Origin of the sequence: Salmonella sp. SAL04196, from assembly GCF_046550835.1 — a bacterium.
In the GTDB taxonomy this organism is placed as follows: domain Bacteria; phylum Pseudomonadota; class Gammaproteobacteria; order Enterobacterales; family Enterobacteriaceae; genus Salmonella; species Salmonella enterica.
This window is the reverse complement of record NZ_JBGDXE010000002.1, coordinates 104155-118312: the sequence shown is the minus strand read 5'-3', so window position 1 is coordinate 118312 and position 14158 is coordinate 104155. Positions and strand designations below refer to the sequence as shown.

Here is a 14158-nt window from a genome sequence, read left to right as displayed (position 1 = left end):
GCTTTCTACGGTTCTGATTATCGTTTTCCGCTGTGCAACCAGAACGGCTGCTGGTTAATGGCCTCATTACGGAAATGTTCAATTTCAATACGTTGTCCGGTAATAATGGCGTGACGCAATCCCTGCCAGTTCTCCAGCCATGCCTGCGCGATCATCGCATCATAATACCCAGCCAGCAGTAAAACGCTGTCGATATCGCGAGTCAAACGCGGCAACTGGTCGCGATACTTATCACCCAGCGGTTGTCCAAAGACTTTTTTTAATTCAGCAGCATGACGAGAAAGATGAATGTCGGCGAAACGCTTAAAAGAATCGGCCATTTTGGCCTGCGCCTTCGCGTCCAGAAATGGCTGCCAGGCTTTCGTCACCAGCCATTCCGTCAATGCCAGTTTTGCCATCGCCGTTTGCGTACTATAAACGGCTGTGACGGCGGACACCGCGGATGTCATCGTCGCTTCCGCCTGGGTAAGTAGATCACGTAAGTGAGCGCTCGCTTTACGTGGAACAATGCCACCAAAAAGCATTAAGGCATGGCGCACTAATCCCATAGCATCCAGCACGTGTTCTTTCGCCGACTCGTCGCCGCGCAGCCAGAGCTCTTCATGGTACTGCCACTGTGACAACGCCAGATCCAGCGAGGCCTCCAGCCCTTGCTCTACCGTGGCTTTCGCGACGGTCCGCAGAATTGTCGTTGGTGTATCCTCTCGCGGCGCATTCCCCTGCGCCAGATGATAACCTCGCGCCGCCTTACTCAGACTGCCCTGACGCAAACCGGTTTGCGACAGCAGTTGCTTCGCCAGTTTTAACACGGCGCGCGTATCGCCGCGAAGCAACTCAAGCTCCAGCTCACAAATCGGTTCGGCAAACTCGCCCGCTTTTACGTCGCCGAGATCGAGCGCAATTTCAATCCTGCTGCCGTCAACGTCCAGACACCATTTTTCCCGGTAAAAATCGGTACTGAACAGCGGCTGTACGCTTGATGCCAGGCCGGCGGGCAGGTTACCATCCGGCCAGACCTCCGCCGGAAGTTGCGTCAGATCCAGCACGGGTTCGCTTAGCGCGACATTGTATTCGGGTCGCTGGTGCAGCCCGCCCGTTACCCGGCCGGCAATTTTCATGGTCATTTCATAGCGCCCATTTTCACCACGAATACGCAGCCCCATATCATGGCGGCGTAGCCAGTTATCAGGCGTTTCGAAGTAGATATTCAGCAACTGGCTGGGCGCATGATGCTCACCGCCGAGCGTATGAAGATGATTTCGCAGCGCATCTACGGCGTCGTGATTGACGATAAACTTTAATTCGATTTCCTGAGCCATGGCCTTGTACTTATGGGTTATGTCACATCTGGGAAGATTCTTGGCGAACTTACCCGCATTATTTTTGTCAGTAGATAGTATTTTGCGCCAAATTGCCATGCAACGAGCAATTTGACGGGCGTAAAAGTTTGACGTAGCGGCAAAGGCGACACAGATGATTCCGATTGATGTCGACTACTTTGCGTAGCGACACTGATGCCGTTACTATCGTTCCACTTTCTCTGACAATAACGACAGCCTGATGCCAAAATTACGCCTGATTGGACTAACTTTACTTGCGCTTAGCGCCACCGCCGTCTCTCATGCTGAAGAGACGCGTTACGTTTCTGATGAACTGAATACCTGGGTCCGCAGCGGTCCGGGAGATAATTATCGCCTTGTGGGTACCGTCAACGCCGGCGAGGAAGTCACGCTCTTACAGAGCGATGCCAACTATGGTCAAATCAAAGACAGTTCTGGTCGTACTGCCTGGATACCGTTAAAAGAACTGAATACTACGCCAAGCCTGCGTACCCGCGTGCCGGATCTGGAAAATCAGGTCAAAACGTTGACCGATAAACTCAACAATATTGATACCACGTGGAATCAGCGCACCGCCGATATGCAGCAGAAAGTGGCGCAAAGCGACAGCGTCATCAACGGGCTAAAAGAAGAGAACCAGAAGCTGAAAAACGAGCTGATTGTCGCGCAGAAAAAAGTTAGCGCCGCGAATCTGCAGCTGGATGACAAACAGCGCACCATTATTATGCAGTGGTTTATGTATGGCGGCGGCGTATTGGGTATTGGCTTGCTGTTAGGGCTGGTGCTGCCGCATATGATCCCAAGCCGTAAACGCAAAGACCGCTGGATGAACTAAATCGCCTTCTCTGCGGCACTGTCTTATCATTAGAGGATGATCGTTTTTAAAAGGAAAGTGGCGTGAAGATTTATCTGGTCGGTGGTGCGGTTCGGGATGCGTTGTTAGGGCTACCGGTTAAAGATAAAGATTGGGTCGTTGTCGGCGCCACGCCGCAGGAGATGCTTGATGCGGGCTACCAGCAGGTAGGCCGTGATTTTCCTGTGTTTCTCCATCCGCAAACTCACGAAGAATACGCGCTGGCGCGTACCGAGCGTAAATCCGGTTCCGGCTACACGGGCTTCACCTGTTATGCCGCGCCGGACGTTACCCTGGAAGCCGATCTCCAGCGTCGCGATCTGACCATTAATGCTCTGGCGCGCGACGATGACGGCCAGATTATCGACCCTTACCACGGGCGCCGGGATCTGGAGGCGCGTCTACTGCGCCATGTCTCCCCCGCGTTTAGCGAAGATCCCTTGCGCGTATTGCGCGTGGCGCGTTTTGCCGCCCGTTACGCTCATCTGAGTTTCCGTATCGCCGATGAAACACTGTCGCTAATGCGCGACATGACCGCGGCAGGCGAGCTGGAACATCTGACGCCGGAACGGGTATGGAAAGAGACGGAAAATGCGCTTACCACCCGCAATCCGCAGGTTTACTTCCAGGTATTGCGCGACTGCGGCGCCCTGCGCGTCCTGTTTCCGGAAATCGACGCCCTGTTTGGCGTACCCGCGCCGGCAAAGTGGCATCCGGAAATTGATACCGGAGTTCATACGCTGATGACGCTGTCGATGGCCGCTATGCTCAGTCCGCAGCTTGATGTCCGTTTCGCCACGCTTTGTCATGATCTTGGCAAAGGCTTAACGCCGAAAAACCTCTGGCCGCGCCATCATGGCCACGGCCCGGCGGGCGTGAAACTGGTCGAACAGTTATGCCAGCGTTTGCGCGTTCCCAATGACCTGCGTGATTTAGCTAAACTGGTCGCCGAATACCACGATCTGATCCACACCTTTCCGATACTCCAGCCGAAAACGATCGTTAAGCTGTTTGACGCCATTGATGCATGGCGTAAACCGCAGCGCGTCGAGCAGATTGCGCTGACCAGCGAGGCCGATGTCCGTGGACGTACCGGATTTGAAGCGTCGGATTACCCGCAGGGGCGCTGGCTGCGCGAAGCCTGGCAGGTGGCGCAGGCGGTACCGACGAAAGAGGTGGTGGAGGCCGGATTTAAGGGCATTGAGATTCGCGAGGAGCTGACAAAGCGACGAATTGCAGCGGTCGCCAACTGGAAAGAGAAGCGCTGCCCGAACCCCGCCAGCTAAACGCCATCCGGCACGATAAATTGCCTGATGGCGCTGCGCTTATCAGACCGACAAAACAGTTAGGCCGGACAAGGCGGTACGCCGCCATCCGGCAGGTCAATCATCAGAAGAAGACAACGTAAACGGCAGCCGCCACCACAAAGCGGTAAATCGCAAACGGAATAAACGAGATACGCTTAATCAGTTGCAGGAAGGTCTTGATGGCGATCAGCGCCACCACAAACGCCGTCACAAAGCCCACTGCGAACATCGGAATATCCGCTGCGGTCAGGAATGACCAACTTTTGTAGAGATCCAGAACCGTTGCGCCCATCATCATCGGCACAGCCAGTAAGAACGAGAACTCAGAGGCGGCGTAACGGCTGACGCCCATCAGCATCCCACCGGAAATGGTCGCTCCGGAACGCGAGAAGCCCGGCCACAGCGCCAGACACTGGAAACAGCCAATCATAAACGCCTGACGATACGTCATATCATCCAGCCCCGGCGCGCGCGGTTCTTTCGGCTTCAGGCACTCGGCGGCAATCAGCAACAGACCGCCTACCACCAGCGCGTACATCACGTTAATCGGGTTAAATAGCGACTTGATCGTGTCATGAAAGACTAACCCCAGCACCACCGCCGGAATCATGCCCAGCAGGATGTGAATCAACGTTAATCGACCTTTACTTTCACCTTCACGCTGTAGCGGGCGGCCAAAGTGAATACCGATGAGACCAAACAACCGCCGCCAGAACATCACCACGACCGCCAGAATAGATCCAAGTTGAATCACCACTTCGAATGTCTTGGCCGTATCGCCTTCAAACCCCAGCAGATGACCCACAATAATCATATGGCCCGTGCTGGATACCGGCAAAAACTCCGTCAATCCTTCGACCACACCCAAAATTGCCGCTATCAGCAGCGAGTGCATATCGCTCATCAATAAACCCCTAAAATGAAAAACACTGCAAAAATGGATCTCGCGTTAAGACCCCATATATAACCGTTTGGTTTAAAAAATATAAAATTATTTATTTTTATTTCAGATTATTGCCACGCTCAATAATTACCCCTACGTTCGCCGCGCGCGCGACGGCGCCAGGCTTGCTCAGTTTGATGCGAACCCACGGAGAATTGAATCGGCTAAGCAGCAGATCCGCCACCTCTTCCGCCACGCGCTCGACCAGAGCAAAACGCCCGCCTTCGACATGATTTATCACCGTGTCGGCGATATCCGCATAACTTAGACAATCTGCGACATCATCGCTTTTCGCCGACTTGCGGTTATCCCATGCCATTTCGATATCGAACACCAGTTTTTGCTCGATAGTCTGTTCCCAGTCGTAAACACCGATAGTGGTGATTACCGAAAGTTGCTCTATAAATACAATATCCATCACGACCTGCCTGCTTTTTGGCTAACCCGGATACCACTTCCGGCGAAATGTGCGTATTATCCACAGAAATAGTAAATAAAACGACACTTTCAATACGGAACAGCTTATGAGTGCAATCGCGCCTGGAATGATCCTCTTCGCGTACCTCTGCGGCTCAATTTCCAGTGCCATTCTGGTTTGCCGCATCGCCGGGCTGCCCGATCCGCGTGAAAGCGGCTCCGGCAACCCGGGCGCGACGAACGTATTACGAATCGGTGGCAAGGGAGCGGCTGTCGCGGTACTTATTTTTGACATCCTTAAAGGCATGTTGCCCGTCTGGGGCGCGTATGCGTTAGGCGTTACCCCTTTCTGGCTGGGGCTTATCGCTATCGCCGCCTGTCTGGGGCATATCTGGCCGGTCTTTTTTGGCTTTAAAGGTGGGAAAGGCGTAGCAACCGCATTTGGTGCCATTGCGCCCATCGGCTGGGATTTAACCGGCGTTATGGCTGGCACCTGGCTGCTGACGGTCCTGTTAAGCGGTTATTCATCGTTAGGGGCGATTGTCAGCGCCTTGATTGCGCCGTTTTACGTCTGGTGGTTTAAACCGCAGTTCACCTTCCCGGTATCGATGCTGTCATGTCTCATTTTGCTGCGCCATCATGACAACATCCAGCGTCTGTGGCGTCGCCAGGAGACGAAAATCTGGACGAAGCTGAAAAAGAAACGCCAGAAAGATTCGGAGTAGTTTTTTACGCTATGCCGTGCCTGCGCATCGCCGGATAAATAGCTCGGTGATAGGCGTACATATCGAATCCGCCGCGCGTCACCCTTCCACCATTGGCGTGGTTAGGCGCGATTTTCGGCCTGATCTTCCTGGTGCTGCTGATCGTCACCGAGCTGTTGTGGATGCCCGTCGTTTTACTGTAAACCCGTTGGGGCGGCATGATGTTGCCCCCCTTTTTCCGCTTTTACGCCGCCGGCAGCTCGGCCAGCGGCCAGCGCGGACGTACCGTTACGCCAAGATCCGCCGTAACGCCCGCTTTAAACCGCACCATTCCGGCATAGGCGATCATCGCCCCGTTGTCAGTACAAAACTCCGGACGCGCATAGAACACTTCGCCGCGGCGTTTTTGCATCATTTCGGCAAGCTTCGCACGCAGCGTGCGGTTAGCGCTGACGCCGCCCGCCATGACCAGACGCTTAAAACCGGTGCTTTCCAGCGCGCGCTTGCACTTGATCATCAGCGTATCCACGACCGCATCTTCAAAAGCGCGCGCGATATCAGCGCGAGTTTGTTCGTCGTCGCCATTACTACGAATGGTGTTAGCGGCAAAGGTTTTCAGACCGGAAAAACTAAAATCCAGCCCCGGGCGATCGGTCATCGGGCGCGGAAAGACAAAACGCCCCGCCGTCCCCTGCGACGCCATTTTCGACAGCATCGGGCCGCCAGGATAATCCAGCCCCAACAATTTGGCGGTTTTATCAAACGCTTCACCGGCGGCATCGTCAATCGACTCTCCCAGCAGTTCGTACTGACCGATTCCGGTCACGCTAATGAGCTGCGTATGTCCGCCGGAGACCAGTAGCGCCACAAACGGGAAATCCGGAGGGTTATCTTCCAGCATCGGCGCCAGCAGATGACCTTCCATATGGTGTACAGGAATGGCCGGCACATTCCAGGCAAATGCCAGCGAACGCCCGACGGTTGCGCCGACCAGCAGCGCGCCGACCAGGCCCGGGCCTGCGGTATAGGCCACCGCGTCGATATCGCTCGCCGTCAGACCGGCTTCTTTTAATGCCGCCTGAATCAGCGGCACGGTTTTACGCACATGATCGCGGGAAGCCAGTTCAGGCACTACGCCGCCGTAGTCAGCATGTAATTTCACCTGACTATACAATTGGTTGGCTAACAGACCTTTTTTGTCGTCGTAAATAGCGATGCCGGTTTCATCGCAGGATGTTTCAATACCCAGTACACGCATGACTTGTTTTACCTCGCTCTAATACCGCGCAGTGTAGGTCGAATGCGGGTGGATGTATACCCTCAGTCCCGACTTCGTGTATACTCCCTCACCTTATAAAAGTCCCTTTCAAAAAAGGCCGCGGTGCTTTACAAAGCAGCAGCAATTGCAGTAAAATTCCGCACCATTTTGAAATAAGCTGGCGTTGATGCCAGCGGCAAACCGAATTAATCAAAGGTGAGAGGCACATGCCGGTAATTAAAGTACGTGAAAACGAGCCGTTCGACGTAGCTCTGCGTCGCTTCAAGCGTTCCTGCGAAAAAGCAGGTGTTCTGGCGGAAGTTCGTCGTCGTGAGTTCTATGAAAAACCGACGACCGAACGTAAGCGCGCTAAAGCTTCTGCAGTGAAACGTCACGCGAAGAAACTGGCTCGCGAAAACGCACGCCGTACTCGTCTGTACTAATCTTTTGAGAGCGGGCTGCTCTCAATTCAGATCGAGTTGTAGTTGTAAGGCCGTGCTTCCGAAAGGAATGCGCGGCTTGTTTTCGTTTATGCATTAGCATATACACAAAATCATTCATGCTGCGTCCAGGCGGCAAGAGAGCAAGTCCCCGGCGCTTACGCAAGTCAGCGACAGGGGTGAGCGAACGTAGCCAACACTACGGCAGCCTGAAGAATGACGTGTATAAAAGGGGCATATGGCTGGACGAATCCCACGCGTATTCATTAATGACCTGCTGGCGAGAACCGATATCGTCGATCTGATCGACGTGCGCGTAAAACTCAAGAAACAGGGCAAGAACTATCACGCGTGTTGTCCATTCCATAATGAGAAAACCCCTTCTTTCACCGTAAACGGTGAAAAACAGTTTTATCACTGCTTTGGATGCGGCGCGCATGGCAATGCGATCGACTTTTTGATGAATTACGACAAGCTCGAATTTGTCGAAACCGTCGAAGAATTAGCGGCCATGCATAACCTGGAAATTCCCTATGAAGCAGGCACCGGGCTTAGCCAGATAGAGCGCCATCAACGGCAAAACCTCTATCAGTTGATGAATGGTCTGAATGACTTTTATCAGCAGTCGCTAACCCATCCTGCGGCAAAACCTGCGCGTGACTATCTGCAAAAGCGCGGTCTGAGCGCTGAAATTATTCAGCGTTTCGCCATTGGCTTCGCGCCGCCTGGTTGGGATAACGCGTTAAAGCGCTTCGGTAATAACAGCGATAACAAGGCATTGTTGCTGGATGCCGGAATGCTGGTCAATAACGAGCAGGGCAGCACTTACGATCGTTTCCGTAATCGGGTCATGTTCCCTATTCGGGACAAACGCGGCAGGGTGATTGGTTTTGGCGGCCGAGTTCTGGGGAACGACACGCCGAAATACCTTAACTCTCCGGAAACGGACATTTTCCATAAAGGCCGCCAGCTATATGGTCTTTATGAGGCTCAGCAATATAGTGCTGAACCGCAACGCTTGCTTGTGGTCGAAGGTTATATGGATGTCGTCGCACTAGCGCAATACGACATTAACTATGCGGTCGCTTCGCTGGGTACCTCAACCACGGCAGACCATATGCATATGTTATTCCGGGCGACGAACAACGTGATTTGCTGTTACGACGGCGACCGGGCTGGCCGTGATGCCGCCTGGAGAGCGCTGGAAACAGCAATGCCTTATATGACCGACGGTCGGCAGGTACGCTTTATGTTTTTACCTGACGGCGAAGACCCGGATACGCTGGTGCGTAAAGAAGGCAAGGCGGCTTTTGAAGCGCGGATGGAGCAGGCGCAGCCGCTCTCTACATTTCTGTTTAATAGCCTCCTGCCGCAGGTGGATTTAAGCTCGCCGGATGGCAGCACGCAGTTAGCCGCACTGGCGCTGCCGCTCATTAATCAGGTGCCTGGCGACGCGCACCGTATTCAGCTGCGCCAGACGTTGGGGCTGAAGTTAGGCATTTTCGATGATAGTCAGCTTGATCGTTTAGTGCCAAAACAGGCGGAAAGCGGCGTTTCCCGCCCGGCTCCGCAGCTAAAACGCACGACCATGCGTATACTGATAGGATTACTGGTGCAAAATCCGGATCTCGCGCCGTTAGTGCCGCCCTTAGACGCGCTGGATCAGAATAAGCTGCCGGGACTTGGCTTATTTAAAGAATTGGTCAAAACTTGTTTGGCTCAGCCAGGTCTTACTACCGGACAACTTCTGGAACTCTACCGTGGCACAAATGATGCTGCGACCCTTGAAAAATTATCGATGTGGGACGATATAGCAGATAAGGCGATTGCCGAAAAGACCTTTACCGACTCACTCAACCATATGTTTGATTCGCTGCTGCAACTGCGACAAGAAGAGCTGATCGCTCGCGATCGCACTCACGGTTTAAGCAGCGAAGAACGCCGAGAGCTCTGGACGTTAAACCAGGAGCTGGCCAGAAAATGAATTTAACGGCTTAAATGCCGCATATCGATCGGGAAGCCCCCGACAGCCGCAGTGAGAGGCAGCGGCCAAAATATAAGTATGCCCTCGCTTTAAATGTCGACAGCTATACCGTCGACACCAATCAAACGAATAAGTGTGGATACCGTCTTATGGAGCAAAACCCGCAGTCACAGCTGAAACTTCTTGTCACCCGTGGTAAGGAGCAAGGCTATCTGACCTATGCTGAGGTCAATGACCATCTGCCGGAAGATATCGTCGATTCAGATCAAATTGAAGATATCATCCAAATGATCAACGACATGGGTATTCAGGTAATGGAAGAAGCGCCTGATGCCGATGATCTGCTGCTGGCTGAAAATACCACCAGCACCGATGAAGATGCGGAAGAAGCTGCTGCACAAGTTCTGTCCAGTGTTGAGTCTGAAATCGGTCGTACGACTGACCCGGTACGCATGTATATGCGTGAAATGGGCACTGTTGAACTGTTGACCCGGGAAGGCGAAATCGACATCGCTAAACGTATCGAAGACGGGATCAACCAGGTTCAATGCTCCGTTGCCGAATACCCGGAAGCCATTACCTATCTGCTGGAACAGTACGATCGCGTTGAGGCTGAAGAGGCTCGTTTGTCCGATCTTATCACCGGCTTTGTCGATCCGAACGCGGAAGAAGAGATGGCGCCGACCGCAACTCACGTCGGTTCTGAACTCTCCCAGGAAGACCTGGATGATGACGAAGACGAAGATGAAGAAGACGGCGACGATGACGCCGCCGATGACGACAACAGCATTGACCCTGAACTGGCACGCGAAAAATTCGCTGAGCTGCGCGCGCAATACGTCGTTACGCGCGACACCATCAAAGCGAAAGGCCGCAGCCATGCTGCCGCGCAGGAAGAGATTCTGAAGCTGTCTGAAGTGTTCAAACAGTTCCGTCTGGTACCGAAGCAATTCGACTATCTGGTCAACAGTATGCGCGTGATGATGGATCGCGTGCGTACTCAGGAACGTCTGATCATGAAGCTCTGCGTCGAGCAGTGCAAAATGCCGAAGAAGAACTTTATCACGCTGTTTACCGGTAACGAAACCAGCGAAACCTGGTTCAACGCCGCTATCGCGATGAACAAACCGTGGTCGGAAAAACTGCACGATGTCGCGGAAGAAGTGCAACGCTGTCTGCAAAAACTGCGGCAGATTGAAGAAGAGACCGGTCTGACCATCGAACAGGTGAAAGACATCAACCGTCGCATGTCCATCGGGGAAGCGAAAGCCCGCCGTGCGAAGAAAGAGATGGTTGAAGCGAACTTACGTCTGGTTATTTCTATCGCTAAGAAATACACCAACCGTGGCTTGCAGTTCCTTGACCTGATTCAGGAAGGCAACATCGGTCTGATGAAAGCGGTAGATAAGTTTGAATACCGCCGCGGCTACAAGTTCTCCACCTACGCTACCTGGTGGATCCGTCAGGCGATCACCCGCTCTATCGCGGATCAGGCGCGCACCATCCGTATTCCGGTGCATATGATTGAGACCATCAACAAGCTCAACCGTATTTCTCGCCAGATGCTGCAAGAGATGGGCCGCGAGCCAACGCCGGAAGAGCTGGCTGAACGGATGCTGATGCCGGAAGATAAAATTCGTAAGGTGCTGAAGATTGCCAAAGAGCCTATCTCCATGGAAACGCCGATCGGCGACGATGAAGATTCGCATCTGGGTGATTTCATCGAGGATACCACCCTCGAGCTGCCGCTGGACTCTGCCACTACCGAGAGCCTGCGTGCCGCCACTCACGACGTTTTGGCTGGCCTGACCGCTCGTGAAGCGAAAGTGCTGCGTATGCGTTTCGGTATCGATATGAACACCGACCACACGCTGGAAGAAGTGGGTAAACAGTTCGATGTTACCCGCGAACGTATCCGTCAGATCGAAGCGAAGGCGCTGCGTAAACTGCGCCACCCGAGCCGTTCTGAAGTGCTGCGCAGCTTCCTCGACGATTAATTCGCCGTACAGGTATAAACGCCGCCGCAAGGCGGCGTTTTTTTATCAGGCCATGCGCAAGCGCCCTATTTGGCCTGCAGAATTTCTACACAGCGCGAGTATTCGCGCCCTCATTCCCCATTGCTATAGCCCACGCATAATGAGCGCTTGATCCAGTTCGCGATAGGCCTCGACCAGTTTTTCCGTTTTAATTCGGTTTAAGCCGCTGGGATTCGGCAACACCCACACCATCGTCGCGCCAATGGCGATCTTTTGTTTACCCCAGGCGATACCACGCTGGCTGAATCCCTGTTCAAAAGCCTGTTTACCAAGCACCGCCAGCGCTGCGGGCTGGTAGTCCTCTATTTTTTCAATCAGGTTGCGTCCGCCGCTACGTAATTCATGCAACTTCACCTCAGTCGCTTGTACCGTCGGTCGATCGACGAGTTTCGTTACCCCGCAGCGAAAATCCAGTAATTTTTCCGCCTCTTCCGGTTTCAACTGTCGATCGGTGAAACCGGCCAAATGAATAACTTTCCAAAAACGATTCGCGGGATGCGCAAACGGAAAGCCGGTATTCGCCGAGGAGAGTCCCGGATTGATGCCGCAAAAAACCACCCGTAGCCCTGGCGCCAGTATGTCCTTAACCATTATTACTCCTGAGCAATACAACGTACTTTAAGTATAACGGGTTGAAAACACATTGTTTATAAAAACAGCACCCGCACGGTTACGGCTGGATTACAGCGTAAAGTTACATTATAATCCACCGCCACGGCCCCTTAGCTCAGTGGTTAGAGCAGGCGACTCATAATCGCTTGGTCGCTGGTTCAAGTCCAGCAGGGGCCACCAAATTTTAGCTTTATAATCATATAATTAAGCCACTCTAGCGAGTGGCTTTTTTGTTATCTTGTTTTCGAGTGGCGATGAAATGGCGGTGGATTTTTTACCACCACTTTCATGAGCACATAAAAAAACCCGCGCGCGGCGGGTCTTTAGAGAAAACTAATCAGAGCCACAATGGCCGCTGACCACTCACCGACGGGTGAGGTGGCGCCGGAATTATTGTTCCCGGTGTAACAATAAAACGTTCTACAGACTCCATCGTTACGAATGTGCAACTGCAATTAATATTCGTACATTGATGATAACGCTCTTTAGTATTCTCGCTAAGATAGCGACTGGTACGAGCATGCGCTGCATGCTGGCATTTTGGACAATGGAACATGCCACCTCCACGCATTCACAAAAAGTGAATTAATAATACTCAGTTATTCACCATTTGAGAACCATTTTCTTCCGACTCATATTCTATGCCGGAAAGCATGACCTCGAGCTCTACAGTCGTCGTGAAGCCATTCCCGCCTAGATTATGGGTCACCTTACTGATTATCCACGACTGGTCATCGATGACGCTCTTAAAGCCCGAGACCCTGACCGGCATTTCGGGATAAATATCTTCCCGACCAGTTGCCAGCGTGATTGAGAACTCCGCAACGCCACGCTGTAATTTATCCCACTTCGCCTGAGCCGCGCGCATCGCTTGCGCCTTTGTCGCGTAAATGGTCGTCAGTGCGAAAACGTTGTCAGCCTCACCGGCCATATATTCACCCTCGCGGGCTTCCTGCTCTTTCTTCTTTTTCGCTGCGGTTTTACTGCTCACGACTTTTGCTTTCGGGTGCTGTAGCGCCCGGAGGTGTTGCTCTTTTGGCTTGCGCTTCAGCTTCACCGCTTGCTTTTGCTTCGCCGGTTTTGGGTCTTTGGTGTGCAGCCATTTAGCCGTTACGCCCGTGTAAGCACCACGGTCAGCAATAGCAAACTGATGCCGGTCGCCGTCACTGCGTTGGATAGTAATCAGAGGGATAGCTTTTCCGCTGGCCGTCGTACCACTTCCCGCTTTGAGCATCAGCAATTTACCCGCCTTGACCGATACCGCGCCGCCGTTGCGTTCCGCGAGGCGAGTCAGGAAAACAGCGTCGGATTCCTGCGACTGGTCGATATGCGGAATTTTTATCCCGGCAAGAGAATCCGCGACACTGGCCGTTAATTTATTCCGGACGGCTATCGCGCTGACGATAACGCCGAGTGTGGTGTCGTGCCATGATTCCTCGCGGCGTGAATTGAGCGTTCCGCGAAAATCAGCGCTACGGGCGCGAATGGTCACCGTATCCGGTGCCCCCCGGTGCTCCACCTCATCGACGGTAAATCGCCCCTTACCAACGAGCGCGAAGCCTTTCCAGCCGAGATACAGTGACAGCACCGCGCCGCGAATCGGCAGCGCGACAAGCCCGTCAGAATCATCGAGTTCAATATCGAGCTGGTCAGCTTCAAAGCCCCGGTTATCCGTCATCGAGAGATTAATCAGCCGGTCGCTGATATTGCCGGTGATATCTTTGCTTTCCAGTGTCAGCATAAAATCGGGCGTCAGTGTGCCCCCCGCGCCGGTGATAATATCCAGCATGATTAAGCCCCCACCTTAGACAGCAGATCGCCCGCTTTACCGACAAGACTCTCGGCCTGTTTTCCGATATCGCCATAGACCGCCGCGAGCGATTCATCGACACGGGTCAGTGACAGAGTGAAGCTGATTTTTCGTGGCGACCCGTCCTCAAAAAATACCGTGCCGGTCTCCGAGACATTGCTGACAATAAACATCCCGTAAATCCAGCCTGAGCCTGAAATAAGCGGCCATGCTCGCCCCTGCTCGGCCATCGCATAAAGCGTCAGCATCGAAAACTTGCCGCCGGTCAGCTCAGGATAAAGGTCACCGCTCAGGGTGATTTTGTCCTCCCCTTCACCGAGATACTGAAAAGCGTCACGCTTCCCGATGCGGGAGTTTGACGCCCAGCTATAATCCGCGCTGCGCTGCATGCTCTGATAGGGCAACGTCTGACGCATAAAAACAAACATACCTAGTGCCAGCATCATAATCGGTC

Annotated in this window: 14 protein-coding genes, 1 tRNA gene and 2 pseudogenes; 9 read left to right on the top strand and 8 right to left on the bottom strand. The window is 53.2% G+C overall.

The genetic code is table 11. The features are described 5' to 3' along the window. Positions 1–17: 17 nt before the first annotated feature. Complete coding sequence (locus ACLJPE_RS10105; RefSeq protein WP_031601749.1) at positions 18–1319, bottom strand: inorganic triphosphatase; 1302 nt, start codon at positions 1317–1319, stop codon at positions 18–20. 241 nt (positions 1320–1560) lie between these two features. Between ACLJPE_RS10105 and ACLJPE_RS10100 the strand changes: the two genes are divergently transcribed. The 3 genes and pseudogenes from ACLJPE_RS10100 to ACLJPE_RS10090 all read left to right on the top strand — a co-directional run. After that, positions 1561–2175 carry a TIGR04211 family SH3 domain-containing protein gene (locus ACLJPE_RS10100; RefSeq protein ID WP_001125344.1) on the top strand — a complete coding sequence of 205 codons (615 nt, stop codon included), beginning with the start codon at positions 1561–1563 and terminating at the stop codon, positions 2173–2175. Between the two features lie 62 nt (positions 2176–2237). Continuing rightward, on the top strand, positions 2238–3479 hold the full coding sequence (locus ACLJPE_RS10095) for a multifunctional CCA addition/repair protein (RefSeq protein ID WP_000708458.1): 1242 nt from the start codon (positions 2238–2240) through the stop codon (positions 3477–3479). Positions 3480–3499: 20 nt separating this feature from the next. Further along, a pseudogene (locus ACLJPE_RS10090) lies at positions 3500–3584 on the top strand (hypothetical protein); the annotation flags it as partial. Here ACLJPE_RS10090 and bacA read toward each other — a convergent pair. Both bacA and folB read right to left on the bottom strand, forming a co-directional pair. After that, a complete protein-coding gene (bacA, locus tag ACLJPE_RS10085; protein WP_001281933.1) occupies positions 3583–4404 on the bottom strand; it encodes an undecaprenyl-diphosphate phosphatase in 822 nt (273 codons plus the stop codon). The pseudogene ACLJPE_RS10090 and the gene bacA sit on opposite strands and share 2 nt — an antisense overlap. Before the next feature lie 97 nt (positions 4405–4501). Beyond that, positions 4502–4861, bottom strand: coding sequence for a bifunctional dihydroneopterin aldolase/7,8-dihydroneopterin epimerase (folB, locus tag ACLJPE_RS10080; protein WP_000355776.1), 360 nt, complete (start codon positions 4859–4861; stop codon positions 4502–4504). A gap of 106 nt (positions 4862–4967) precedes the next feature. Between folB and plsY the strand changes: the two genes are divergently transcribed. Both plsY and ACLJPE_RS10070 read left to right on the top strand, forming a co-directional pair. Then, entirely contained in the window at positions 4968–5585 is a 618-nt protein-coding gene (gene plsY / locus ACLJPE_RS10075) for a glycerol-3-phosphate 1-O-acyltransferase PlsY (protein ID WP_001272785.1), read from the top strand. A gap of 37 nt (positions 5586–5622) precedes the next feature. Next, positions 5623–5685: pseudogene (locus ACLJPE_RS10070) on the top strand (hypothetical protein); the annotation flags it as partial. A gap of 123 nt (positions 5686–5808) precedes the next feature. On the opposite strand, the gene tsaD reads toward ACLJPE_RS10070, so the two are convergent. Further along, the gene (gene tsaD, locus ACLJPE_RS10065; protein ID WP_001264389.1) at positions 5809–6822 is read right to left on the bottom strand and encodes a tRNA (adenosine(37)-N6)-threonylcarbamoyltransferase complex transferase subunit TsaD; all 1014 of its coding nucleotides are present in this window, start codon (positions 6820–6822) and stop codon (positions 5809–5811) included. Positions 6823–7049: 227 nt separating this feature from the next. On the opposite strand from tsaD, the gene rpsU reads away from it, so the two are divergent. From rpsU to rpoD, 3 genes are all read left to right on the top strand, one after another. Continuing rightward, positions 7050–7265, top strand: a complete 216-nt coding sequence (gene rpsU / locus ACLJPE_RS10060) for a 30S ribosomal protein S21 (RefSeq protein ID WP_001144069.1) — start codon at positions 7050–7052, stop codon at positions 7263–7265. A gap of 235 nt (positions 7266–7500) precedes the next feature. Further along, positions 7501–9246 carry a DNA primase gene (dnaG, locus tag ACLJPE_RS10055; RefSeq protein WP_000918865.1) on the top strand — a complete coding sequence of 582 codons (1746 nt, stop codon included), beginning with the start codon at positions 7501–7503 and terminating at the stop codon, positions 9244–9246. Positions 9247–9260: 14 nt separating this feature from the next. Next, complete coding sequence (gene rpoD / locus ACLJPE_RS10050; protein WP_001120159.1) at positions 9261–11243, top strand: RNA polymerase sigma factor RpoD; 1983 nt, start codon at positions 9261–9263, stop codon at positions 11241–11243. A 123-nt stretch (positions 11244–11366) separates the two neighbouring features. On the opposite strand, the gene mug is transcribed toward rpoD, so the two are convergent. Next, positions 11367–11873: a G/U mismatch-specific DNA glycosylase gene (gene mug, locus ACLJPE_RS10045; protein WP_000237776.1), complete on the bottom strand. Its 507-nt coding sequence runs from the start codon at positions 11871–11873 to the stop codon at positions 11367–11369. A 125-nt stretch (positions 11874–11998) separates the two neighbouring features. Between mug and ACLJPE_RS10040 the strand changes: the two genes are divergently transcribed. Beyond that, a tRNA-Ile gene (locus tag ACLJPE_RS10040) sits at positions 11999–12074 on the top strand. 157 nt (positions 12075–12231) lie between these two features. Here the strand turns inward: ACLJPE_RS10040 and ACLJPE_RS10035 are convergent. Genes ACLJPE_RS10035 through ACLJPE_RS10025 form a run of 3 tightly spaced genes read right to left on the bottom strand, consistent with a single transcriptional unit; the run spans position 12232 to position 14150 of the window. Further along, a complete protein-coding gene (locus tag ACLJPE_RS10035; RefSeq protein ID WP_023223216.1) occupies positions 12232–12450 on the bottom strand; it encodes a DNA-binding transcriptional regulator in 219 nt (72 codons plus the stop codon). A gap of 39 nt (positions 12451–12489) precedes the next feature. Beyond that, positions 12490–13683, bottom strand: a complete 1194-nt coding sequence (locus ACLJPE_RS10030) for a phage late control D family protein (RefSeq protein WP_052322956.1) — start codon at positions 13681–13683, stop codon at positions 12490–12492. 2 nt (positions 13684–13685) lie between these two features. Next, positions 13686–14150 carry a phage tail protein gene (locus ACLJPE_RS10025; protein ID WP_023252154.1) on the bottom strand — a complete coding sequence of 155 codons (465 nt, stop codon included), beginning with the start codon at positions 14148–14150 and terminating at the stop codon, positions 13686–13688. Positions 14151–14158 lie beyond the last annotated feature (8 nt).